This is a genomic window from Saccharibacillus sp. O23 (assembly GCF_002205895.1).
Classification (GTDB): Bacteria; Bacillota; Bacilli; order Paenibacillales; family Paenibacillaceae; genus Saccharibacillus.
Map to the genome: position 1 here is coordinate 183,012 of NZ_NJDE01000009.1, position 22,172 is coordinate 205,183.

Annotated in this window: 22 protein-coding genes; 8 read left to right on the forward strand and 14 right to left on the reverse strand. The window is 58.7% G+C overall.

Annotation, left to right across the window (positions count from 1 at the left end):
- Window positions 1-18: 18 nt before the first annotated feature.
- From CDO73_RS12835 to CDO73_RS12845, 3 genes are all read right to left on the reverse strand, one after another.
- The gene (locus tag CDO73_RS12835; protein WP_088488916.1) at window positions 19-573 is read right to left on the reverse strand and encodes a hypothetical protein; all 555 of its coding nucleotides are present in this window, start codon (window positions 571-573) and stop codon (window positions 19-21) included.
- A gap of 143 nt (window positions 574-716) precedes the next feature.
- Window positions 717-1,151, reverse strand: coding sequence for a DoxX family protein (locus tag CDO73_RS12840; RefSeq protein ID WP_088488917.1), 435 nt, complete (start codon window positions 1,149-1,151; stop codon window positions 717-719).
- Between the two features lie 2 nt (window positions 1,152-1,153).
- The gene (locus CDO73_RS12845) at window positions 1,154-1,756 is read right to left on the reverse strand and encodes a TetR/AcrR family transcriptional regulator (RefSeq protein WP_088488918.1); all 603 of its coding nucleotides are present in this window, start codon (window positions 1,754-1,756) and stop codon (window positions 1,154-1,156) included.
- Between the two features lie 195 nt (window positions 1,757-1,951).
- Here CDO73_RS12845 and CDO73_RS12850 point away from each other — a divergent pair, with 195 nt between their 5' ends.
- The 3 genes from CDO73_RS12850 to CDO73_RS12860 all read left to right on the forward strand — a co-directional run bounded on the left by CDO73_RS12850 (window position 1,952) and on the right by CDO73_RS12860 (window position 5,620).
- Complete coding sequence (locus CDO73_RS12850) at window positions 1,952-2,923, forward strand: SDR family NAD(P)-dependent oxidoreductase (RefSeq protein WP_088488919.1); 972 nt, start codon at window positions 1,952-1,954, stop codon at window positions 2,921-2,923.
- A 152-nt stretch (window positions 2,924-3,075) separates the two neighbouring features.
- Window positions 3,076-3,624 (forward strand): DUF1697 domain-containing protein, encoded by a 549-nt coding sequence (locus CDO73_RS12855; protein WP_088488920.1) that lies wholly within the window; start codon window positions 3,076-3,078, stop codon window positions 3,622-3,624.
- Window positions 3,625-3,646: 22 nt separating this feature from the next.
- Window positions 3,647-5,620 (forward strand): AraC family transcriptional regulator, encoded by a 1,974-nt coding sequence (locus CDO73_RS12860; protein ID WP_088488921.1) that lies wholly within the window; start codon window positions 3,647-3,649, stop codon window positions 5,618-5,620.
- A gap of 199 nt (window positions 5,621-5,819) precedes the next feature.
- On the opposite strand, the gene mtnN is transcribed toward CDO73_RS12860, so the two are convergent.
- The 6 genes from mtnN to CDO73_RS12890 form a co-directional block, all read right to left on the reverse strand.
- Entirely contained in the window at window positions 5,820-6,563 is a 744-nt protein-coding gene (mtnN, locus tag CDO73_RS12865) for a 5'-methylthioadenosine/S-adenosylhomocysteine nucleosidase (RefSeq protein WP_088488922.1), read from the reverse strand.
- 14 nt (window positions 6,564-6,577) lie between these two features.
- Window positions 6,578-7,453 carry a MetQ/NlpA family ABC transporter substrate-binding protein gene (locus tag CDO73_RS12870; protein ID WP_088488923.1) on the reverse strand — a complete coding sequence of 292 codons (876 nt, stop codon included), beginning with the start codon at window positions 7,451-7,453 and terminating at the stop codon, window positions 6,578-6,580.
- 144 nt (window positions 7,454-7,597) lie between these two features.
- A complete protein-coding gene (locus CDO73_RS12875; RefSeq protein ID WP_088488924.1) occupies window positions 7,598-8,368 on the reverse strand; it encodes an SDR family NAD(P)-dependent oxidoreductase in 771 nt (256 codons plus the stop codon).
- Between the two features lie 3 nt (window positions 8,369-8,371).
- A complete protein-coding gene (locus tag CDO73_RS12880) occupies window positions 8,372-8,833 on the reverse strand; it encodes an S-ribosylhomocysteine lyase (protein ID WP_088488925.1) in 462 nt (153 codons plus the stop codon).
- 132 nt (window positions 8,834-8,965) lie between these two features.
- Window positions 8,966-9,646, reverse strand: coding sequence for a methionine ABC transporter permease (locus CDO73_RS12885; protein WP_088488926.1), 681 nt, complete (start codon window positions 9,644-9,646; stop codon window positions 8,966-8,968).
- A complete protein-coding gene (locus CDO73_RS12890; RefSeq protein ID WP_088488927.1) occupies window positions 9,643-10,713 on the reverse strand; it encodes a methionine ABC transporter ATP-binding protein in 1,071 nt (356 codons plus the stop codon). Before CDO73_RS12890 ends, CDO73_RS12885 begins: the two co-directional genes overlap by 4 nt.
- A gap of 222 nt (window positions 10,714-10,935) precedes the next feature.
- Here CDO73_RS12890 and CDO73_RS12895 point away from each other — a divergent pair, with 222 nt between their 5' ends.
- Together CDO73_RS12895 and CDO73_RS12900 are read left to right on the forward strand one after the other, a co-directional pair.
- Window positions 10,936-11,532, forward strand: coding sequence for a hypothetical protein (locus tag CDO73_RS12895; protein WP_088488928.1), 597 nt, complete (start codon window positions 10,936-10,938; stop codon window positions 11,530-11,532).
- Between the two features lie 256 nt (window positions 11,533-11,788).
- Complete coding sequence (locus tag CDO73_RS12900; protein ID WP_088488929.1) at window positions 11,789-12,031, forward strand: hypothetical protein; 243 nt, start codon at window positions 11,789-11,791, stop codon at window positions 12,029-12,031.
- Window positions 12,032-12,268: 237 nt separating this feature from the next.
- Here the strand turns inward: CDO73_RS12900 and CDO73_RS12905 are convergent, their stop codons facing one another.
- Window positions 12,269-13,240 carry a formylglycine-generating enzyme family protein gene (locus CDO73_RS12905; protein ID WP_088488930.1) on the reverse strand — a complete coding sequence of 324 codons (972 nt, stop codon included), beginning with the start codon at window positions 13,238-13,240 and terminating at the stop codon, window positions 12,269-12,271.
- 163 nt (window positions 13,241-13,403) lie between these two features.
- Between CDO73_RS12905 and CDO73_RS12910 the strand changes: the two genes are divergently transcribed.
- Window positions 13,404-13,838: an SRPBCC family protein gene (locus CDO73_RS12910; RefSeq protein WP_088488931.1), complete on the forward strand. Its 435-nt coding sequence runs from the start codon at window positions 13,404-13,406 to the stop codon at window positions 13,836-13,838.
- Window positions 13,839-13,841: 3 nt separating this feature from the next.
- Window positions 13,842-14,165, forward strand: a complete 324-nt coding sequence (locus CDO73_RS12915) for an ArsR/SmtB family transcription factor (protein ID WP_088488932.1) — start codon at window positions 13,842-13,844, stop codon at window positions 14,163-14,165.
- Between the two features lie 19 nt (window positions 14,166-14,184).
- On the opposite strand, the gene CDO73_RS12920 is transcribed toward CDO73_RS12915, so the two are convergent.
- The gene (locus tag CDO73_RS12920) at window positions 14,185-14,577 is read right to left on the reverse strand and encodes a hypothetical protein (RefSeq protein WP_088488933.1); all 393 of its coding nucleotides are present in this window, start codon (window positions 14,575-14,577) and stop codon (window positions 14,185-14,187) included.
- Window positions 14,578-14,597: 20 nt separating this feature from the next.
- The gene (locus CDO73_RS12925; protein WP_088488934.1) at window positions 14,598-15,251 is read right to left on the reverse strand and encodes a stalk domain-containing protein; all 654 of its coding nucleotides are present in this window, start codon (window positions 15,249-15,251) and stop codon (window positions 14,598-14,600) included.
- A 228-nt stretch (window positions 15,252-15,479) separates the two neighbouring features.
- Here CDO73_RS12925 and CDO73_RS12930 point away from each other — a divergent pair, with 228 nt between their 5' ends.
- Window positions 15,480-16,313: an alpha/beta fold hydrolase gene (locus tag CDO73_RS12930; RefSeq protein ID WP_218821625.1), complete on the forward strand. Its 834-nt coding sequence runs from the start codon at window positions 15,480-15,482 to the stop codon at window positions 16,311-16,313.
- Here the strand turns inward: CDO73_RS12930 and CDO73_RS12935 are convergent.
- Window positions 16,274-16,777, reverse strand: coding sequence for a GNAT family N-acetyltransferase (locus tag CDO73_RS12935; protein ID WP_088488936.1), 504 nt, complete (start codon window positions 16,775-16,777; stop codon window positions 16,274-16,276). The genes CDO73_RS12930 and CDO73_RS12935 overlap by 40 nt on opposite strands.
- 115 nt (window positions 16,778-16,892) lie before the next feature.
- On the reverse strand, window positions 16,893-21,944 hold the full coding sequence (locus CDO73_RS12940) for a discoidin domain-containing protein (protein WP_088488937.1): 5,052 nt from the start codon (window positions 21,942-21,944) through the stop codon (window positions 16,893-16,895).
- Window positions 21,945-22,172: the final 228 nt, after the last annotated feature.

Here is a 22,172-nt window from a genome sequence, read left to right on the forward strand (position 1 = left end):
TCTTTGCCGTCTTAAGACTTAAGGCTGGTAGCGAGTGACGTCGACGGCCACATGCTCCAGCTTCGTTTTGCTGAGCGAGTGGGCAGGGGCGTAGATCGTCACGAAACGGTCTTTGAGCGGGAAGGTCAGCATGTCCGTGCCGCCGACTTTGTACCATTTGCCTTTTACGTTGTTGGAGTTCGGCAGCGTGACGGTCGTGCCTTTGTAGCTGTAGGAATCGTCGCGGGCGGATACGGACACTCTCATGTATTTGAACAAGAACGTGACGCTGTCTCCGCTGACCGCGACCTTTTTGAACGAGTCGCCCGTGATCATGCGCGTCGGCACGTACGGCGTCTCGAATCCTTCGAAAGCGGCGTAAGCTTTGACGATGCTCTTGTATTGGGCGGCCGAATAATTCACGTCGCTCAGCGTAAAGTTCAGCTTCTGGGAAGCGGAGGCGGCAGCGGCCGATGTGACGGCCGTCGTCTGCTTGCCCGTGCTTGCCGCGGCCGAAGCCGACTGAGCCGATACGGTTCCTGTGAGAAGTACGCCTGCGGCGAGGGAAGCCGCGATCCATTGCGGGTAACGCATAAATAATCCATCTCCTTCGTGTCTGTTTTTCTTGGCTTGAACTTATCTTAAACCTTGAATGTATCGGTCTTTGAACCGAATTGTATCCAACGTGTAAATAAAATAAGTTTGCGGAGAACGCGGTCGACACAAGGAGACGGGCATCATCCGGCCAGCAGCACCGCGACGATAAAAAAGAGCTGTACAAGCGTGCGCGTAAGCAGTTTCGGCACCGGTCTGCCTCCGATCGTCAGCCGCTCGCGCGCCGCCAGCACGTTGGCCGGAAACATGGCGGCCAGCAGCAGCGCAAGCCCGATCGAAGCGGCTCGCGAGGTAGCGGGCAGCAGCAGGCCGATCGCTCCCGCGATCTCCAGCAGACCGGTCAAAGTGACGATCAACCCGGGACGGGGGAACGTTTTCGGCACCATGCGGATGAGGTCGGCGCGTTTGCTTCCCCAATGGGCGGACGCGCCGAGCAGCAGCATGACCGCCGAAGCCGCTTGCAGCGACGTCTGCCAACCCGCGAAATGCGCGACGCCGATCAAGCCGAGCATTCTGAACAGAAGAAACGAGGCGATAAGCGCGTAGAAAGGAATCACGATTACCGCTCCTTCCGGGGCTGCAGCAGGTCGGAGATCCATTCGGCGAACGTCCGCGCATCGAACCGCCGAGGCGCGCCCGGAATCGAAGCCCGCACGCGCAGGCCCGTCGTCAGCAGAACGAACAGGTCGGCGGTTCGGGCCGGATCGACCTCGCTTGAGATCACGCCGTGCCGCTGCCCCGTCTCGATCCACTGACGCGAGAGATCGACGGAGCGCTCGTAATACGCTTTGAGCGCTTCCGCGATCATAGGCTGATCTTCTTTGCCCAGCAAATAGAGCAGAATCTTGTTCGTCGGGTCTTCCGGATTCTCGTAGACCGAGATACTGTCGGCAATCTTCCGCATCGGGTCGGCGAACGACGGCGCGTCGGCATCGACTTCGCTGCGGAAGCCGCGGTCCGTTTCTTCCAGCCGTTCGCGAAGCACCCGCACGAACAACTCGTCTTTGCTTTTGACATAATGGAAAATCGCGCCTTTGGACAGATTCGACCGATCCATGATGTCTTTCATCGTGACGGAGTGGCAGCCTTTCTCTTTGACCAACTCTTTGACCGTGTCCAGCAGCGTCCTCAGCGTCTGCTCGCGGCGTTCTTCTTGTTTCATTTCGATTCCTCCTTCGGATCAAACGATACGCGCATGTGACGGATAAAAGATTAAGATCATTATAAAAACAGACCGTCGGTTTGTAAATAAAATTTTGAAGTCAAAGAAACGCGGCGGCTTGCTTGACTTCAAGTGAACTCTAACTGATAAAGTGAAATCAGCAAAATAACCCCCCACTCAAAGGAGCGAATCAGAATGGAACAAACCTATGCGAAAACGCCGCAGCACAAGATCGGTTCCGGCTTCGGTCTTCGAAGCACGGCGGACGAAGTCCTCGAAGGCATCGACCTGTCCGGCAAACTGGCGCTCGTGACCGGCGGATATTCGGGTCTCGGACTTGAGACGACCAAAGCGCTGGTCAAAGCCGGCGCGCACGTGATCGTACCGGCCCGCCGTCCGGAAGCCGCGCGCGAAGCGCTGTCCGGCGTGGAGCGCGTCGAGGTGGACACGCTCGATCTGTCCGATCTGGACAGCGTGCAAGCCTTCGCGGACCGTATGCTCGATAGCGGACGCAGCATCGATCTGGCGATTCTGAACGCCGGAGTCATGGCAAGTCCGGAAACGCGGGTCGGTCCCGGTTGGGAGCTGCAATTCGCGACCAATCATCTGGGGCATTTTGCGCTGATCAACCGCTTGTGGCCGCTGCTCAAAGCCGGCGGCGGCGCGCGCGTGGTCGCGACTTCGTCGACGGGTCATCACGCTTCGCCGATCCGTTGGGACAATCTGAACTTCGAAGGCAACTACGTCAAATTCGAAGCTTACGGCCAGTCCAAAACGGCGAACGCGCTGTTCGCGGTCGAATTGGACCGGCTCGGAGCGCCGCACGGCGTGCGGGCTTTCTCCGTGCATCCGGGCGGCATCCTGACTCCGCTTCAGCGGCATATGAGCCGGGAAGAGATGGTCGCGCTCAAATGGGTGGACGAAGAAGGCAACGGAGTCAATCCCGGATTCAAAACGCCGGAGCAGGGCGCGGCTACTCAGGTCTGGGCCGCGACTTCGCCGCAGCTTGACGGCAAAGGCGGCGTGTACTGCGAAGATTGCGATATCGCCGAGATGACGCAGGAAGGCGGTCCGCGCACCGGCGTCAAAGCGTACGCGGCCGACCCGGAAGAAGCGAAGCGCTTATGGGATCTGTCGGCCGAACTGACGGGCGTGGATCTGCGCTAAGTTTATGTGCATCGGATAGACGAAGCCCTCTGCATGAGCATGCAGGGGGCTTTCTTTTTCGGTATACTGTAATCGATTCTATCGCAAGTTCTTGGCATACATAATACCGGGAATCGCACGGCAATAAACGAGACGGTCAAGGAGGAACGATCATGATCTATGCGGCGCTGCTGCGCGGAATCAACGTAGGCGGCAACAACAAAGTGGAGATGAAACGGCTCAAAACGGCTTTCGAAGCGGCGGGCATGGAGCATGTCAAGACGTATATCAACTCGGGCAATATCGTGTTCGCGAACGATCTGCTCGCTCAAACGGAACTGCCCGCGGTACTCGAAGCGGCCATTCTGACGGAGTTCGGATTGAATATCCGCGTGCTGATCCGCAGTCTCGACGAGATGGAAGCGATCTTGGCTAAGCTGCCCGAAGATTGGAGCAACGGCGAAGAGATGAAGAGCGACGTGTTTTTCTTGTGGGAAGGAACGGACGAAGCCGAAGCGGCGAGCGCTCTTCCGCTGACGCCGGGGATCGGCACGCTGATCGCCGCTCCGCGCGCCCTGCTGTATGCCGTAAGCCGCGAAGACGCGGGACGCAGCGGAATGAACAAGTTGGTCGGTTCGAAGCTGTATGCGCAGATGACGGTAAGAAACGTGAATACGACGCGGAAGATTATGGACATGATGCGGGAGTCGGCGCGGCAGTAGCGAAAGGGGGAACGGGAACGGAGTGAACGGGGACGAACAGATTCGCCTCTGGGCGAACGCGGCGGTCAAGCTTCAAGACGTCCGGATCGAGAGGCTGGAAGCCGACGGGGGAGAACGGGATTACCGGCTTCCGGCGAGCGCTTTCGTCATGATCCGGCAAGGAAAGCTTCGTTTGCGCCTGGACGATTGGCAGACGGATTCGAAGCGCAATCAATGGGTTCACGGGGGCAAAGGAGCACGCCTGCGAATGTCGGCATCGGAAGATTGCGAATATATGCTGGTGTTATATCGGGGAGAGCTGATGCTGCCGCTGTCCAAACGGCTGCGCCGACAGTTGGAAGAAGCGAATCCGTTCGCCGAACAGTACGCGTTCGATCCGCTGTTTCCGGCCGAGCTGTCGAGTCTGGCGGATCGGCTGTTCGAAGATTGGCAGAGCGGCGATCCGCTCGACAAACTGCGCGCGCGAGCGGTATTCGCGACTTTCCAGCACGAATTGATGCGGCAGAGGCGGCTGCGTCAGGAAGGACCGGAGCGGTTCGACCTGCTGCATCAAGTCCTGCTCGATCTGCATCGCCGCTGCGGGGAACCGGTTACCCTCGAAGAATTGGCGAGGCGTTTCGGATGCAGCGTCAGTTTATTGAGCAAATCGTTCAAGCGGCGGCTGAACGCGAGTCCGATGCGCGTGCTGACGCATATGCGCATGGAACGGGCAGCCGACGAACTGAGCCGTTACGATCTGTCTTTTCAACAGTTGGCGGAACGCTGCGGTTATCCGGACGCGCATAGTTTCGGCCGAGCGTTCAAAAAGCATTACGGAATCCCTCCTGTTCGTTACAAGGCGCTGCTGTCGCAAGGTTTGCCCGTACCGGAATTGCCCGCTCTCTATCCGAAATCTGCCCTTGTAGGAGCAAAGCGGCGATGCTACAATGGCGAAAGTGTTGAGAATCATTATCACTTGAGCCGAAGAGGGGAATTGCCGATGAGAAAAAGAACATCCGCTGCGATGGTCATGATCGCGTTATGCGGCGTGTTGGTATTGAGCGCGTGCTCGGGAACGGGGAACAATACGACAAGTTCGGGCACGGCAGGCGCAGCGGCGGGGGCGGAGAAAAACGTCTCGGCCGAAAACGCGGGCGGCGAAGCGAGCCAAGCGGCGACGCGGGTCTACAAAGACAGCACGGGCGACGTAACCGTCCCTGCCGAGCCCAAGCGGATCGTCGACCTTACGGGCAGTTCGATCGGCGATCTGCTGGCGCTCGGCGTGAAGCCGGTAGCGGCGATTCGCGATTCGCTGCAGAATCCGTACCACGAAGGATTGGTAGACGGCGTCGCCGATCTGGGGAGCAAGCCGACGGCAGAGGTCGTTTTGGCGCAAAATCCGGATCTGATCATCGCGTTCGATTATATCGAGCCGAGCGATTACGAGCAGCTCCGGAAGATCGCTCCGGTCGTGCGGCTGAAATACGGGGCGCTGCCTCCGCAGGAACTGCTGACGGAATTCGGCAAGATCACGGGCAAAGAAGCGCAGGCGCAGGAATGGATCGAAAAATGGAACGCGAAGATCGCCGAAGTCAAACCGAAGATTCAGGCAGTGGTCGGCGACCGTACCGTCTCGATTCTTCAGCCTTATGCCAAAGGCATCTACGCTTGGGGCAACAAAGGCGGACGCGGCGGCGAAATTCTGTACGACGATCTGGGCTTGAAAGCGCCGGATATCATCCGCGAGACGCTGATCGAAGGCGACGGATTCGGCGGCGACCTGTCATTGGAAAAGCTGCCGGATTACGCGGGCGATTATATCTTCACCAGCAATTGGGGGTGGGACGACGGGGACGCGAACGTGGTCTACGACAGCCCGGTATGGAAATCGCTCGATGCGGTCAAGAACGACCGGGTGTTCTGGATCGATCCCAAAGGATCGTTCTATAACGACCCAATCTCGCTGGAAGCCCAGCTCGAGCTGATCGAAAAAAGTTTTCTGGGCGGCGGCGCTTGAGATCCGTCCGATCATCGATTCTGCCGAGTCCGACTTTATCGCAACCGTAAACGCGCCGAAAAGCCTCGTGCAAAATGCACGAGGCTTTAAGCTGTCCGGAAAGAGGAGCATGCAGGCGGGACGGAGCGAGCCGGCTCGTACTTGCTCCCGACTGCGTTCGGTCCTGCCGCTTCTCGCCCAAACGAACAAGGTAACGCGATCAGACTTCCGCTGCTCGATTCTCGGCACGTTCCCCGCGAGCCGCGCGGATCAGCAGTTCCGTGAACTGCACCGCATGGCGTCCGGCCAAGTCGACGTTCTCGTCGAAGCTGTCGGCGGATTCCGCGCCGTGTCCGGCGATATCGGACACGGCTTTGACGGCGACGACCGGGATGCCGTAGCGCTGTCCGACTTCGACGATCGCCAGACCTTCCATATCGGATACTTTCGTCTCCGGCTGCTGCGCCAGAATGCCTTGCACGCGGTCGCCGTCGCTCATGAACGAATCCAGCGTCAGCGCCAGACCGAAATCGATTCGGTAAGGCAGAGCATGCGCTTGCTCCCGCGCGATCCCGCGCAGGCGGCCCAGCCAAGCCTCGTCGATGTCGTAGGCCGCCGGCATCTGAGGCATCTGCCCCCAAGCATAGCCGAAACAGGTCGCGTCCACGTCTCCGTAGACGTAGGTGGTCGGCACGACCACGTCGCCTACGGCAAGCGAAGGGTCGAACGCGCCGGCCGAACCGGAGTTGATGATCAGATCGGGGCGATGGCGATCCGCGAGCAGCGCCGCGCCGACGGCGGCGTTGGCTTTGCCGATGCCGCATTCGACGAGCAGCAGTTCTTCGCCTTCCCAGATCGCATGCTCGATAATGGTTTTGCCGGTTACTTCGCGCGCGCCGATCGAGGATCGCTCGCGCAGCGGAGCGATTTCTTCTTCCATCGCGCAGATGACTGCGATTTTCATGAATGGACCTCCGCTTATTTTTCTTCGAGGTAGGAGATCGGCTTGTTCACGTCCACTTTGGTGCCGCCGAACTCTTTTTCGATATACTGCTGGGTATCTTCGCTGTGGTACAATTCGCCCAATTTGAGCAGTCCCGCATCGTTTTTCTTATCGTCCGCGGTTGCCAGCACGTTGATGTTCGCTTTGGTGTCCACCGAGACTTCTTCGTGGAACAGCGAATCTTTGAGCACGTTCAAGCCGCCTTCGAGCGCGATCGTGTTGCCGATCAGCACGAGATCCACGTCTTGGATGACGCGCGGCCCGGTCGTGTCGTCGATCAGTTCGAATTTGAGGTTATGCGGGTTCTCCGCCACGTCGTCGGTGCCGCCCGTGCCGACGTCGAAGCCGTCTTTGAGTTTGACCAGGCCGGCCGCTTGCAGCAGCAGCAGTCCGCGGGCGGTATTGGCCGGGTTGTCGGCCAGCGCGACCAACGCGCCGTCCGGCACGTCTTTGATGTCTTTGATCTTGCTGGAGTAGATGCCCATCGGTTCGAGATAAGTGGTGGCGATCGCCGCCAGCTTCGCGCCGCTGTCTTTGTTGTAGCTGACGAGGTACGCCCACGATTGGAACGCGTTGACGTCGACTTCGCCTTCTTTGGTCGCGTTGTTCAGCTCGACGCCGCCGTCGATCTCTTTGACTTTGATATCGAGCTTGGCGTCTTTGGCCGCTTGAGAATCCGCGATATGCTCCCAGATCTGCGCGTCGGAACCCATCGAACCGATCGTGATCGTCTGCGTGCCGTCCGACGAGGCCGCGGCGCTCGAACCTCCGTTCGTCGCCGAATCGTTGCCGCAAGCGGCCAGTACCACCAAGGCGCTGAGCGCCATCCCCGCGAACCATTGCTTTTTCATGTTTCTTTCCCCCCATGATTTTCTATGTGTAAATACAGTATTCCATCGGTAACGCATCGAAGCGATAGAGTGAAGAGGTATGTCGAAAAAGCGAGGCGAACCTTGAACAGGCCTGTTCGTTCCGCTGCATCCCGCAAGCTTTCGTCAGTGCATCGTCATGCCGCCGGTCACGTTGATCGCCTGTCCCGTCATATACGAAGCGAGCGGACTTGCGAGGAACAGGACCACATTCGCCACATCCCGAGGCTGCGCGGTGCGGCCCAGCGGGACTTGCGAGCAGTCTTCTTCGTAGATCTCTTCCGCCGTCATGCCGCGAATCAGGCCGCCTTCGATCCGTTCGCGATGCTTCATGGCCGTTTCCACGATGCCCGGACATACGGCATTGACGCGAATGCCTTGCGAAGCCAGTTCGACCGCCATCACTTTGGTCAAGCCGAGCACCGCATGTTTGGACGCGCAGTATCCGCCCATCGCGCGATAGCCGTTCTTGCCCGCCTGCGACGCGATCTGAATGATGCTGCCCGGTTTGTTCGTGTCGGCCATCGCGCGCGCCGCGCGTTTGGACGCCACGTATAGGCCCGTCGAGTTGATCGCGAATACTTTTTCCCAATCTTCGGTCTTGCTCTCGATCACGTAATCCATCGTCGAGATTCCGGCGCAGTTCACGAGCACGTCCGGCACGCCTTCGCGTTCCAGGATCAGGTCGAACCAGCGTTCCACGTCGTCGGTGCTGGACAGATCGAGACGCATGGTCGCCAGACGGTCGCCTTCGACGGCATGATCGTCCGAGAAGCGGAGGTCGGCGGAGACCACTCTCGCGCCGCTCTCCAGAAACAACTCGACGATCCCCGCTCCGATGCCCGAACCGCCGCCGGTGACGACGACCGTTTTGCCCGTGAGGTCGATCGCGATCATCGCTTAAAATACCCGGTTGAACGGATCGCGGCTGATGCCGGCTTCCAGCACTTGACGCGCGTATTCCTGAGCGGAGAACAAGGAATGGTCGCGATAGTTGCCGCATTCCAGCGCCGATACCGCAGGGACTTCCGTCGTTTCGAGCACGAGGCGCAGCGTTTTCTCCAGCGCGGTCGCGACTTCTTCCGGCGAATGTTCGTTCCAGAGAATCATATAGAAACCGGTGCGGCAGCCCATCGGGGAGATATCGATGATCCCTGTCAGTTCGTCGCGCAGGTAAGTCGCCAGCAGATGCTCCAGCGTATGCACGGCAGCCGTCGGCAGCGCGTCTTCGTTCGGTTGCAGGAAACGCAGATCGTATTTTTGCACGGTGCTGCCTTTTTCGTCATGCTCGACGCCCGCCGCGCGGACGTAAGGAGCCTTTACGATCGTATGATCCAGTTGGAAGCTTTCGACTTTTGCCATAATGATTCATTCCTCTTTTCTTAAATATGGGTTCTGTTGATAAGGTCTGGGATGCGCCCCGAACTCCGGTTCGGCCGACCATCCCAAGATTGCGAAGCGATACGTTTCGATCGCATAGAGCGGCTGCGCGGTTCAATGAGCCGATTTGCGCGTGAAGTAGTCGCCGATAAACTGACAGACGAACACGAGCAGCAGAATCAGCGCGGTCGCCACGAACGTGATATCGAGCTGGAAACGGTTATAGCCTTTGTTGATCGCGAGGCTGCCGAGTCCGCCGGAGCCGATCGCGCCCGCCATCGTGGTGAGGCCGATCAAGTTGATGACCGTCACCGAGGAAGCGCGGACGATGCCGGTCAGGCCTTCTTTGAGATAGACGCGGAAGATGATCTCGAGCGGGCTCGATCCCATCGCCTGCGTCGCTTCGATGATGCCGGGGTCGACTTCGAGCAGCGCGTTCTGAATCTGCCTGGCGTAAAAAGGCACGATCCCGATCACCAGCGGCACGATCGCCGCGTTCATCCCGATCGACGTGCCCGTGATCAGCCGCGTGACCGGAACGACGAGCGCGATCAGAATGATGAACGGAACGGAGCGGAAGAAGTTCACGATCTTCTCCAGAATACCATAGACCCATTTGTTTGCCAGCACGCCGCCTTTGTCGGTCGCGACCAGAATGACGCCGAGCGCGATGCCGAAGATCGCCGAGAACAGCGAAGTCATGAAGACCATATAGACGGTCTCATAAGTACTTTCCCAGATATCGTCGAGATTGTCCATGACATTGGGCAGATAACGGTTCAGCCAATCGTTCATCCGATGCGTTCACCTCCTTCCGGTGTCAATGCGGACGGCGAAGGCAGTTGTTCGACCTCGACGCCCAGCGAACGGAGGTAAGCCAGCGCTTTGTCGAGTTCCGCGCGTCCGCCCGAGAGGACGACGATCAGGCTGCCGACCGGGGTCTGCTGAAGAATCTCCACGTTGCCGAACAAGATGTTGGCCGAGACGCCGAAGCGGGAAGCGATATCGGACACGACCGCTTCGCCGGTGCGTTCGCCGACGAACGAGATTTTGCACAGCCGATCGTTCTCGCTCATGCGGGTCAGCGACGGATGCGACATGATCTTCTCTACCGTCTGCCCGAAATGCGTCGCCGTATGGATAAAGTCGCGCGTCAGCGGCTGCTTCGGATCGCTGAAGATCGGGACGATATCGCCTTGTTCGACGATCCGGCCTTCTTCCATCACCGCGACTTTGTTGCAGATTTCTTTGACGACCTGCATCTCGTGGGTGATGATCACGATCGTCAGACCGAGCTTGCGATTCAGGTCGCGCAGCAGGTCGAGGATCGACAGCGTGGTCTTGGGATCGAGCGCGCTGGTCGCTTCGTCGCAGAGCAGAATGCGCGGATCGTTGGCGAGCGCCCGGGCGATCGCGACGCGCTGCTTCTGCCCGCCGGACAGTTGGGACGGGTAAGCGCCGAGTTTGTCGAACAAGCCGACCAGTTCGAGCAGTTCGCGGACTTTGCGGTCTTTGTCTTTCTTGGGCATCCGCGCGCTCTTGAGCGGGTAGAGAACGTTGTCGTAGACGGTGCGGGACTTCATCAGATTGAAATGCTGGAAGATCATCCCGATTTTCTTGCGCGCCGTGCGCAGTTCTCGAGGCCGCAGCGCCAGCAGATTCTGACCGTTGACCGTGACTTCGCCGGACGTCGGGCGTTGAAGCAGATTCATCACGCGTACGAGCGTGCTCTTGCCCGCGCCGCTGTACCCGACGATGCCGAACACGTCGCCTTCGTTCACGTGCAGATCGATATCCCGAGCGGCTTCGACGGTGCGCGAGCCGATGTTGAACGTAACGTTGATGCGAGATAATGAGATCATAGGCAGGACCATCCTTATGTAAGCTTTCGGTTAGATATTTTCCGATATTGTACACCGATTTAGTCGGGATTACTACCGTTTTGAGAAAATTAATTGTTATAAAAAGTAAACCGTTGGTCAAATAAAAAGCATATACAGGAAGGTGAGAAAATTTAAACAAATTTTATAGGAGGGTAGCGCGTTCAATCTATGGAACTACGACTTTTATCGGGAGGGAATAAAGTGAAAAAAGGATGGATTGCGGCGGGAGTAGCGGGCGTGCTGGTATTAGGCGGGAGCGGATTAGCTTATCAGGCTTACGCGGATCAGCCTGCCGAGACGTCGGCCGAAGCTTCGGAAACGAAAGTGATCGATACGAATACCGTAATCAAGGAAGAGCCCGAGATCGAAGCGGAACAAGAAGCTCCGACATACGATGTGCCGCAAGAGTCGGCTCCGCGTGAAAAAAGTCTCCTGCCGGACTCGTTGATCGATTCCGACGGCTTGACGATGACGCATAAAGGGATCGGAACAAATGACTTCGGCAGCGGCTTGCGTCAATCGGCGACTTATTTTACCCAGAGCGGTCGTCAGTATGCAGCAATCCAGTATTCAGGCACCCCTGAAGAAAACGCGAAATTTTTCCGGCAGATTCCTTCGCTGTACAAAGAACCCACGCTAAATGTGACCATCGGCGGTCAAGAAGCGATCGCCGTCGACGGGGAATTCCGCCGAGTGGTTCATTTCCGGATCGGAAACGAAGCGCTGCTGATCTCTTCGTGGGACGACAGCGTGGAAGAACTGGTCGCCGTTGCCGAACAGATCGCGGCTCAGCCATAGAAGTCTGCTTTCGATTCTTTTCCGATCGGCACATCTTCCGTATCCGCCCGTAAACGGGAGCATCCGGCCGCACATTTACGAACTCGCCCGCTGAGTCCGAGTCTGCCGCGCTCAGGAGTTCTTGCCCGAGGAGAGGCCGACTGAGCTGCGTTGGGACGGCGGCTCCTTTCCCGTATAATGATAAACGTTACGTCGGATGTGACCTCGCAGAGGCTTCCGGCGTCGGAAATCGAGAATCGCGAAAGGATGAAGAACATTGAGTTATACGGAAGTGCTGGAACGGAAAAGCGAGATTCTGAAGAAGACGATGGAGAACTGGATCTTGAAAGAAAACCGCGACGGATTGAACCGCCAGGAAGCGCACATTTACCGGAATATGCTCAAGGAGCTTCACCAGAACGAACAAGAACTGCATACCGCGCGCGAAGAAGAACGTCCGGAAGCCAAGTCGGCGCAAGACGCTCCGGCGAATCGCGAACCGGTATCGCAAGGCGTCTGAGCGAAAACGCAGCTTCATGGGATCGCCGATTCGAACGAGCATACCCCTAGGACCGCTGCCGCGCAGCTCGGCGCATCTTGAAGCTTCGCGGCCCGGCTTTTGCATGGAGTTTAAGTGAATCGATCTTAATAGGTACGCTCTTTCCCGTTCAAAGCGGGGAAGGGCGTATTTGATTTCGCCTCCCGCAACCGGCGGTTCGGGCGAAGCCGTTCTTCCGTGCCGTCCATACCTGAAGCGTCAGAGCCGCACGATGCGCCGATACACGACACCGTCCAGCAGCTCCGGCCAGTCCAGTTCGTGTTCGTACGGATCGCGGAAAGCCGTGGCGACAGGCAGATACCCGAGTTCCCGTCCCAGTCCGCCGTGCAAAGAAGCTCCGCCGTCGCCGCCTTTGCCCCGTACGCCGCTTGGCGTCACGACCAATTCTTTGCGATAAGGATCGCCGGAAAAGCGCAGGCCGAATACGTTCGGCTGCTCCAAATCGTAAACGATCGGGCCGTCTTGGGACGAAGTCGTGCCGGAGAAATATTTCAGCCGCATCGAAGGTTCGATCCGGTCTCCCCACGGAAACAGCGTACGGGCGCCCGCCGCGTAAACATATTCCCATTCGTCTTCGGTCGGCAGGTCGAACGGGTCGGCGATCAGATCTTCCCGCCACTCCTCGTACGTCTCGCTGTCGTCGAACAATTGCAAACGGATCTCGCCTTCGACCCGCTCCATGCGCGCGAATTGATAGATCTCCAGACTCTGCTGCGGCATCTGCCGGAAATGTTCGAGTTCTTCGAGCAGATCGTCGTCTTCTTCGGGGTCCAGCTTGCTCGGATCGTAATCGAACCAGCCCGCGGAAGAGAAAGCGCGCTCCACCAGCATCGGGCGGATCGAGACTTCGCGAACAGGCGACATTTGGCTTCGCAGCGCGGTTTTCGTTTCTTCCGGCGACATGCCGAACGAGCGGCCGAACATTTCGAGCCGTTCTGCGTCCATCGATTCTCCGTCCCATCCCAACCCGGCTTCGTCGCCCGGCACGAACAGAAACTCGGCACCTCCGTAGAGAAAAACGCCGGTCTCCGACGACTGCCCGAAGCGTTCGAACGTTTCCGTCCGCACGAATTCGAAGCCTTTCGGCAAAGTCGCTTCCAATTCGCTCATCCGCTGCTGTTTGACCTCCGAAGATAAATCGTTCCAGATCCGCCTGTGCTGCCAATCCATGTTCTCGAACTCCTCTCGTCGTCTGCATGCAAGCCCTTCTTTGCCTGCTTTCTGTCATTGTAAGGGGATAAGAAACGGAATTTCAATTTTGCGAGAAAACGACACCTTAAGGTGTTATAATAAAAAGAAAATCATTCGGAAATCGAATACGGAGGAACTCTTAATGGAAAAATCCGAGCAAAAGCTGCCTGAAATTCGCAAAACGGTAGAATTGAAAGCGCCGATCGCCAAAGTCTGGCAGGCCGTATCCACGTCGGAAGGACTCAAAGCTTGGTGGATGGATAACAATTTCGAAGCGAAAAAGGGACATGAATTCGTCGTGCGCTCGGCGCAGTTCGGCGAATCGCCCTGCCGCGTGACGGAACTGGAGTCGCCGCATCGGCTGTCTTTCGATTGGGGCAAAGACTGGACGCTGACGTTCGAGCTGGAAGAGACGGCAGGCGGAGGCACTCGTTTTACGCTGATTCATTCCGGTTGGGACGCCGACGCGCACACGGAATTCGGACAGCCGCATTCGGTCGTTCGAGGCATTATGGACGGAGGCTGGGAAAACATCGTACGGCGGAATCTGGTCGATTACGTGGGCGGAACCGTCTGAGTCATGGGTGCGCCGGAACACGATATTTTTCAAGCGATCGCCGACCCGAGCCGGCGGGCCATGCTGAAGCTGCTGGCGGAAGGCGAACTGCCGATCGCCGCGATCGCGGAGCGGTTTCCGATCAGCCGCACGGCGGTCAACAAACATCTGCATGTGCTCGCGAACGCGGGACTGGTCGACAGCCGCCGCGTCGGACGGCAGACCCGGTACCGACTGCGCGTGGAACCGCTCAAGCAGATCGGCGATTGGCTGTCTTTTTTCGAAGGGTATTGGGACGACAAGTTGTCTGCGCTTCGCGAGTGGGTAGAAGAAGAGGAGCGGTCTTAGAGACCGCTCCTCTTTTTGCCTACAAATTACCGGTCACCGTCACGTAATCGCCGACTTCCAGCGCTTGGCGAAGCCACCGCGCGAAGGTCCGCACGAACTCGGCTTCTTCCGCCTCCTCGGTTCGCAGCGTTTCGAGTTCGTTCGCGATGTCGAGCCAGACGGGGCGGGGGATCGGGTTATCCCAGCAGGGATCGAACTTCTCTTGAACCTCGCCGCTTTGCGGATCGATCAGCGGATAACGGCCGCGCAGCTTCGAGATCACGAATTCGGCATCGTCTTCGTACATAAACACGCATCGCTCGTCGAGATCTTCCCCGCTAAGCGACGACGGGCAGAAGTCGAAGCCGACGTTACGGGAAGGGCCGTCGTAGCGCAGTTTCATTACCCGAGGAAATTCGTATTTTTCGTTCATGGAATCGATGCTCGCGCTTCTTACTTATAATACGAAGTCGTCAACGGAATAAACAGTTTGCCGCCGTCTTTGAGTTCGCCGTACACGTACAGCGAGTTCGAGCCGGAGATGTTGACGGTGATCGTTTTGAGGCCTTCGCCGCGCGCGACGGCCGTCGATTTCAGTTCTTTGCGCGTATCGCTGTCGAGCACGACGAATTTTTCGATATCTTGATTGATCGCCGCCGCTTGAAGCACGAGCGTCGCGTATTTCTTTTTCGGATACAGCATGAAGCTGCTTTCCCGTTTTCCGGTCGCGTCGTCGTAGAAGACTTCTTTGTAATCTTTGCCGTTGTAGACGGTCTTATCCGGATCTTTCGTTTGGTACATATTGGAGAATCCGTCCGCGATCGGTACGCCCGCCGTTTGTTCGCCGATCTGAACCGTTCCCTGAGCCGCGTTATAACGGACCGGAACGTCCAACGCGTCGGCCATCGAACGAAGCGGCAGATACGTGGTGTTCTTGTATGTAATCGGAGCTTCTTTGGAAGCGAACGCTTGACCGTTCACCTGAATTTTCAAGCCGGGATTCAGAAACGCTTGGATCGGCTGAAGATTGGACGCGGCGAACGCGCCGACCCCCATACTGAAAAACATCCCTGTTCCGATCAGGGCCGCCATGGTTTTTTTCTTCATGATTAGTGCCTCCTCGTGAAATTTTAAATTATGAGCTTAAATAAGACCTTATAAGCAAACGTTACCAAAATCAAGAGGCTTTAAAATCTGAGACGAAAGTCCCGAAAAATATGTCTATACAATGAAAACGTATCGATGGAAGTCGGAAGAAAACGTAAAGGGAGCGCATGTTCGAATTTCTTTCGGGCTGATACAATAAAAGAAAAGCGATCGAACGGAGGAAGAAGGGTGTCAGTATCGATTATTCGCAAAAAGGTGATTTTGAATAACGTCGAGCTTTTCGTGCTGGATACGGAAACGGAAGGACCGGCGATTCTGTGTCTGCACGGACGATGGGGAAGAGGAGAGGTCTGGGCGGATCTGATGCGCCGTTACGGGCAGCAGTATCGGGTGATCGCGCCCGACCAACGGGGACACGGCTTAAGCGATAAGCCGCTGTCCCGGTATACGGCGGAAGAGATGGCGGAAGACGCGGTAGGGCTGTTGGACGCGCTGGGCATCGAATCCTGCGTGCTGCTCGGGCACTCGATGGGCGCGCAGATCGCCGCGCACGCCGCCGTCATGTTTCCGGATCGCGTAAACAAAGTCGCCATTCTGGACAAAACGCCGGCCGGGCCGCCGCAGAGACTCGAAGCGCCGCCGGAAGAAATTCCGGATCGCGATCCGTTTACGGGAAGCTGGCCGATGCCTTTTTCGGATCTTGCCGAAGCCCGGCGGTTCATGCGCGAAACGCTCGGAGATCCGCTCGGCGTCGAATATTTCATGAACAGCTTGGTCGAGACGCCCGAAGGCTACGGTATGATGTTCAGCGGCCGGGCGATGGCGGCCAATATCGCGTACAACGTCGACTGGTACGGCATGCTGCCGCGGATCGAATGTCCGACGCTGTTGGTCCGGGCGAAGTACGGCGAAGACATGCCGGACGACGTATGGGAGAAGGCGAAAAGCCTGCTCAAACACGCGATCGTCCGCGAAATGCCGAACGCCAATCATAACGTGCATTTGAGCGACCCGGATACGTTTTACGGCTTCGTGGACGAGCTGCTGCACAGCGAAGACTGAGCGTTCTTATCCCTTCTCAGATGCAGGATGGGAAACGGTCGGCCTTGATCGTCCGTTTCCGACCGCGCGAATACGCGGTATCCCAGATGTTCGTAAAATCCGACGGCCTGCGGATTCTGTTCGTTGACGTCGACTTCGTCCGCTCCGGTCCGTTCGGCGGCTTCGCGCATCAGCAGGCTGCCGACGCCGCGTCCTCTGGCGGCGGGGTCCACGAACAGCATTTCGACTTTTCGTTCGGCAACGCCGAGAAACCCGGCCGGCTCGGAGACGTCTTCTTCGCCGTTCAGGCAGACGAGCAGCACCGGAATCTGCTGCAATCCGGCGCGGACCTCGGGACGGATGCTTTCGATCTCGGCGGCCGAAAGGAAATCGTGCGTGGCGCAGACAGAGCGTTCCCAAAGTCCGGTCAAAGCGTCAAGCGTATCGGCGTCCCGCTTCGCGAGGTCGAGACTTATCGTTTGCATGGATCAATCGCTCCTTTTCGCGTCAAATCGAATTCAATTCTATCATAAACGCAAAAAGCCGTCCCGGCGAACCGAACGATTCGGCAAGCCGGGACGGCTATTGATGCGTCATGAATCAGCGGTATACGTTCAATTCGGAGACCGACCACCAGTAATCCGCGGTTCCGTTCTGCGCGATCCGCAGGTAACGCGCCGTTCGCGGCGCGTCGAACGCCGCGTCGATGCCGTCTGCGCTTCCTTCTCCGGATGCTGCCGCTGTCCATTCGATCCCGTCGGCCGAAGTCTCGACCGCGTATGCGCGGGCATAATCGTCCGGCGCGGAAGCGGAGGCTAAGCGAACGCGGGAGAACGTCGCGGCTTCGCCCAGATCGATCGCGATCCATTGGCCCGCCGTCTGCGTTTCGCCGGAAGACCAACGGCTGGAAACGTCGCCGTCAAGCATGGCGGCGATCGGGTAATCTTCGCGCTCCGGCATGGAAGTCGTCACGGTCCAGTCCGTGCGATCCAGCAGCGTCGGCAGGCCGTCGTCCGGCAGGGCGCCGCCGCTGTCCGGCGCGAATACGGTCAATCCGGATACCGACCACCACTGCGCATGCGAAGCCGTCAGTTCGATTCGCGCGTAACGGGCAAGCCGCGGCGCGAACGAAGCGACGGTCCGAGCGCCTGTTCCTTGCATCGTCGCGACAGGCTGTCCCCAGTCCGTGCCGTCGTCCGAGACGTATACGGCATAAGCGCGCGCGTAATCGTCGGGACTTCCGGCGCTGTCCAGCAGGATCTGACTGAATTCGGTCGGTCGGCCGAAGTCGAGCGTCAGCCGTTGACCTTCGCGCTGCGGTTCGCCGCTCGACCACCGCGTGCCGGCATCGCCGTCGAGTACGGCAGCCGGTTCTTCGCCGGAGGCGGAAGACGAAGCTTCCAGATTCCAACCGTCGGGAGTCAAAGCTTTCAGTTTGCCTGTTCCGTTAAGCTGCACGTCGAGTTCGGCGATCGACCACCAGTTGGACGATTCGCCGGTCTGCACGATTTTGACGTAGCGGGCGGTTTGCGCGGCGAACGTGGCGCGTACGACGGAAGCGCCGTTTTTGCGCCCCGCGGCGACCGGTTCGCTCCAAGAGCGGCCGTCCTGCGACAGCATGACCCGATAACCGTCCGCCGCGTCGTCGGCCGATCCTCCGGCGTCGATGACGACCGTATCGATCGCGGCCGTGCCGCCCAGATCGACGGTTACCCACTGTCCGTTCGTTTGCGGACGGCCGGAAGCCCAGCGGGTAGACGCGTCGCCGTCCAGCATCGCTTCGGGCGTCTCGTCGCCGTTCTGCGCGAAAGCGGTCGCCCGCCATTGATCGCGGCTGCCCGGTCCGCCCGGAAGCGGAGTCTCGGGCTGCGGCGGTCCGCCGTTTCCGCCGCCGAACGAAGCGACGCGCAGTTCGGCGATGGACCACCAGTTGTCGGCGCTCGTCGTCGATTCGACGCGGATATACCGAGCCTGACGCGCGCCCAATTCGACCGCGATACCCGAAGACCGGCCTTCTCCCGAAGCGACGGGCTCGCCCCAATCTTCGCCGTCTTCCGACACGAACACCCGATACCCGCGGGCGTAATCGCCGCCGCTCGTGCCGGAGTTCATGAACAGCGTGTCGAAGCTCTGCTTCGAGCCGAGATCGACTTGGAACCATTGCGACGGATTCTGCGCGGAGCCGGACGTCCAACGCGTCGACAAGCTGCCGTCGATCATGTTCGAGACCGGATCGCTGCCTTGTTCGGAGGAAGCGGTCAACGTCCATTCGGAGCGGTCCAGATAACGGATGCCGGACTGGTCGTCCGGCACGACGACGGAATCTTTCGTCGGATCGACCTGCGCCAGCGTTTTGGCAGGCACGACGGCCGAACCGATTTTTCCGCTTTCTTTATAGAAGCCGACCGTTTTCGGTTCGGCGGACGGATTCCAGACCTCCGCGGAATAGACGCCGTTTTTGCGATACGTCGTGACGGCCGGATCGTCGCTCCAGACGTCTTGGGCGCGGCTGCCCAGCGCGTTCATCGCGTGGGTGAACCAATAGGCGTTAAAGATCTCGTTCGCCTGCATCACGCTCGGGTCCCATTTGTCCAAGACCGCTTCCGAATCGCTCAGGGCTTGGAACGGCCAGATGATATGCTGCCAGCTCCGCTCGGCTTCGGCGCTGCCGCCGCTTTGTTTACGGATATCCGCCAGCATTCCGTCGTAGAGATCTGCCGCTTTCTGCGGATCGCGTCCGTAATAAGACATCCATTCGCCGAGCGGCAGCCAATGAATGCCGTAGATCTGCTCGGGTTCGCCGGAGAAGAAGGTGGTGTACGCATACGCGCTGCCGTAGACTTGGCCGGCCGAAGCATGGGCGTATCCCGGCAGGAAATTGTCGCCGTCGTAATCGAACCAATACTGCTCGGCGGCTTTGATCTCCGTCGTGAAGCCCCAGATCGCGGCGTCGCGGTAATCGTCGTTGCCGGTCGCTTCGCCCCACATGAATTGTCCGACCCAGCCGAAGAGCGCTTCGCCGGCCGCTTCCTGATTGTTGCCGCTCGCGTTGTCGGCGAAGCCACCGGCCCACGAATGGCCTTCGTACGGATCGAAGTTGCGCATCCACGGATACAGATCGTCGGTGCGCGACGGATTGGCGTAGTCGCGGATCAGATGCTCGACCATGCCGCCGTATTCCTGTTTGAAGCTCTCGTCGTACTGCGCCAGCACCGCCGAAGCGAATACGTAATAGCCGTACGTGAAATGGTGGTCCGTCAGCCCCGTATTCACGCCGAAGCCGCTGGCATACGGGAAGATCGAACCCCAAGCCGGCGAGTAATGGAAATAATACGAATGCTTAGGCTCGTCCGGGGAATACGTGTACCAGTCGGTCAAAATGCCGCGCAGCGTTTTCAGGTAAGCGTCGCGCCGCTGCGTATCGCCGATCTGGTCGCTGACCAATACGCCCATCGCCAGCGGATGCAGCTTTTTGCCCTGCCAATACGGATCTTCGCTCATCAGTCCGCCCGCGATGTCCGCGTCGAGCAGATCCAGATAGGCGCTGAGCTCCACGCGGGAATAACGTTCCGATCCGTCCGGCTCCGCGAACTGCGGAACCAACCCGCCGAAACGGTCCTGCGTCGTGAACGTGTTGCCTTCATGCACTTTGAGCGTGCCGCGAATCGACGGGTACGTCAGATCGGTCAGTTCCGACTTCGCGATCTTCCATTGATGCGGCAGCAGCGCGGCGAGCGTCTCGTTCGGGAAGCCTTCGCGCTTGAGCTGCGTCGTCGCCGAGAAATCGGTGGTGACGAGCGCCGAAGCCGCGTCGTAACGATAATCCACGCGCGTATCGGTCACGAAAGCGTAGCCGTGCCGGTAATACATCGGCAGATCTTCCGTGGACGGCAGCGCCGCCAGCGACAGATAGCCGTCTCCTTCGGCGAACTTGATCTTGAGCGTATCGCCCAATTTCATGAACGTGGTTCCGGGAGGCGCGAATAATCCGTACTGTCTCCGGAACGTCTGCGGCGCAGGCGCTCGGTCGGTGTTCGTAATCTCGATCCCGATATGGTCCGCCGTCAAGACGCCGCCGTCTTCCAGCTCGACCGTCCGGCCGTCCGCATCGTAGAGACGCGTCAGATTCGCCGCGCGCAGCACGACGGAATCCGGCTGCTCGAACGTGCTGTACAGATACGGCGAACCTTTGACGAAGGTGGTCCGCATCTTCGGCGTCTCGTCGTCGCTCAGCATGACGTCGACCGAATAGTCGCCGTACCCCGTGACGGTGGAGCGAATCTTCGACGGGTCGATAGACGATGCGTTCAGGTACAGATCCGGATCGCCGTCCGCGTTGACCGAACCGCCGTCCGAAGACGCGAAGCCCGCGCCCGGCGTCGCGACGGCGAGGCCCATCGCCGTATATTTGCTTTTGAAAGGCAGCGTGATCACGCCGTTGCTTTCGCCCAGATTGAAGATCAGCAGCGACTGCCACCAATCGTTGGACGGGAAAGGCGCCTTCAGATCGTCCGCCGCAAACTTGGGACTGCGCGGTTCGAGCTGCGACAGATCGCCGATCTCGTAGCTGCCCGATCCGACCTGCACGGTTTCCGCCTGCGGAATCGCCGGAATCTCGTAGACCGGTCGTTCGTCGCCTTCGCGGTATTCCAGCACCTCGAATTCGAACAGCGAGTAGCCGTAACCGTTGGAACGGGCGAGGCCCTGCATTTTGACGTAGCGGCCTTCCGCGTACAGCGGCACATGCTCTTTCTTGCCGGAGCCGTCGAGCTGGCGATAGACGGTCTTCCAATGCTCGTTGTCGTCGGAGACGAGGATATCGTACGCGCGGGCGTACGAGTTCTCCCAATCGAAATTCACGCCGCCGATCCGCTTCGATTCGCCCAGATCGACCGAGATCCAGCCGTCCGTTTCGAACTTGGAAGCCCACCGGGTGCCGCGATCGCCGTCGGTCGCGCCCTCGGCCAGATAGTCTCTCGGCTGCGGACGTTCGTTCTCTGGCTTGTTCAGATGCTCGTCGATCTCCAACGAAGAGACTTCGACCGGCCGATGCAGCGCCAGATTGGCCGCCGCCGGTCTCGGATCGACGTTCGATCCGCCCGTGCCGTACACCCGGAATTCCCAGATCGAGACGCCGTACGCCTGCTGAGAACGCTTCGTGCTGTAGAGCCGGACGTATCGTCCTGTTGAAGATCCGGTCGGCTTGACGATTTCTTTGCCGCCCGCGCCTTGCGAAGTCTCGTAGACGTCCCGCCAGTTCAGTTCGTCGCTCGACACTTGAATCCGATAAGCGGACGAGTAGGCGTTCTCCCAATCGATCTCGATCCGCGAAATATCCGCTTCCGCGCCCAGATCGACGTAGATCCACTGCGGATCTTTCTGCCACGCGCTTTCCCAACGGGTCGAAGCGTCGCCGTCGGCGGCCAGATTCGGCGTGCCGCCTCCGAGCGAAGAAGAAGCATACATCGGACGATTCTGCGACAGCAGCCGGACCGTTTCCGACGCTTCGGCATGTGTCGACGAGGCCGGAGCGGCCGCCCAGCCGATATTGGCGCCTTCGCCGAGCGACAGCAGCAGCGCCAGCGCGGCAGCGATCCGACGTTTCGAACGTTTCCCGCTTTCGGCTCCGGGTTTTCTTTTTCTTCCAACCATTTCTGATCTCTCCTCTGTCTGTCTCTAGTGGACTTTCCGATCGGCAAAGCCGAGCATGGTCATACTTATTCGGACCGTTTTTACCAATTTCCTGTTTGATTTATTCAGGAATTGGTCGAATCTTGCTCAAATCGTAAAAAAGGTCTTAAAGAACGAGGACCAACGTCCCGAAAACTCGGCAAGCAAGCAAAAAAGCCCTGACCAGAGAAGCCGAAAGAAAAAGAGAAA

What these genes read in the sequence shown, in the direction of transcription:
- mtnN (WP_088488922.1), bottom strand. Translation starts at nt 6,563, where the DNA reads ATGAAAATCGCAGTCATCTGCGCGATGGAAGAAGAAATCGCTCCGCTG.
- CDO73_RS12910 (WP_088488931.1), top strand. Translation starts at nt 13,404, where the DNA reads ATGGAAAAATCCGAGCAAAAGCTGCCTGAAATTCGCAAAACGGTAGAA.
- CDO73_RS12850 (WP_088488919.1), top strand. Translation starts at nt 1,952, where the DNA reads ATGGAACAAACCTATGCGAAAACGCCGCAGCACAAGATCGGTTCCGGC.
- CDO73_RS12845 (WP_088488918.1), bottom strand. Translation starts at nt 1,756, where the DNA reads ATGAAACAAGAAGAACGCCGCGAGCAGACGCTGAGGACGCTGCTGGAC.
- CDO73_RS12915 (WP_088488932.1), top strand. Translation starts at nt 13,842, where the DNA reads ATGGGTGCGCCGGAACACGATATTTTTCAAGCGATCGCCGACCCGAGC.
- CDO73_RS12855 (WP_088488920.1), top strand. Translation starts at nt 3,076, where the DNA reads ATGATCTATGCGGCGCTGCTGCGCGGAATCAACGTAGGCGGCAACAAC.
- CDO73_RS12870 (WP_088488923.1), bottom strand. Translation starts at nt 7,453, where the DNA reads ATGAAAAAGCAATGGTTCGCGGGGATGGCGCTCAGCGCCTTGGTGGTA.
- CDO73_RS12940 (WP_088488937.1), bottom strand. Translation starts at nt 21,944, where the DNA reads ATGGTTGGAAGAAAAAGAAAACCCGGAGCCGAAAGCGGGAAACGTTCG.
- CDO73_RS12920 (WP_088488933.1), bottom strand. Translation starts at nt 14,577, where the DNA reads ATGAACGAAAAATACGAATTTCCTCGGGTAATGAAACTGCGCTACGAC.
- CDO73_RS12880 (WP_088488925.1), bottom strand. Translation starts at nt 8,833, where the DNA reads ATGGCAAAAGTCGAAAGCTTCCAACTGGATCATACGATCGTAAAGGCT.
- CDO73_RS12835 (WP_088488916.1), bottom strand. Translation starts at nt 573, where the DNA reads ATGCGTTACCCGCAATGGATCGCGGCTTCCCTCGCCGCAGGCGTACTT.
- CDO73_RS12875 (WP_088488924.1), bottom strand. Translation starts at nt 8,368, where the DNA reads ATGATCGCGATCGACCTCACGGGCAAAACGGTCGTCGTCACCGGCGGC.
- CDO73_RS12935 (WP_088488936.1), bottom strand. Translation starts at nt 16,777, where the DNA reads ATGCAAACGATAAGTCTCGACCTCGCGAAGCGGGACGCCGATACGCTT.
- CDO73_RS12885 (WP_088488926.1), bottom strand. Translation starts at nt 9,646, where the DNA reads ATGAACGATTGGCTGAACCGTTATCTGCCCAATGTCATGGACAATCTC.
- CDO73_RS12925 (WP_088488934.1), bottom strand. Translation starts at nt 15,251, where the DNA reads ATGAAGAAAAAAACCATGGCGGCCCTGATCGGAACAGGGATGTTTTTC.
- CDO73_RS12890 (WP_088488927.1), bottom strand. Translation starts at nt 10,713, where the DNA reads ATGATCTCATTATCTCGCATCAACGTTACGTTCAACATCGGCTCGCGC.
- CDO73_RS12905 (WP_088488930.1), bottom strand. Translation starts at nt 13,240, where the DNA reads ATGGATTGGCAGCACAGGCGGATCTGGAACGATTTATCTTCGGAGGTC.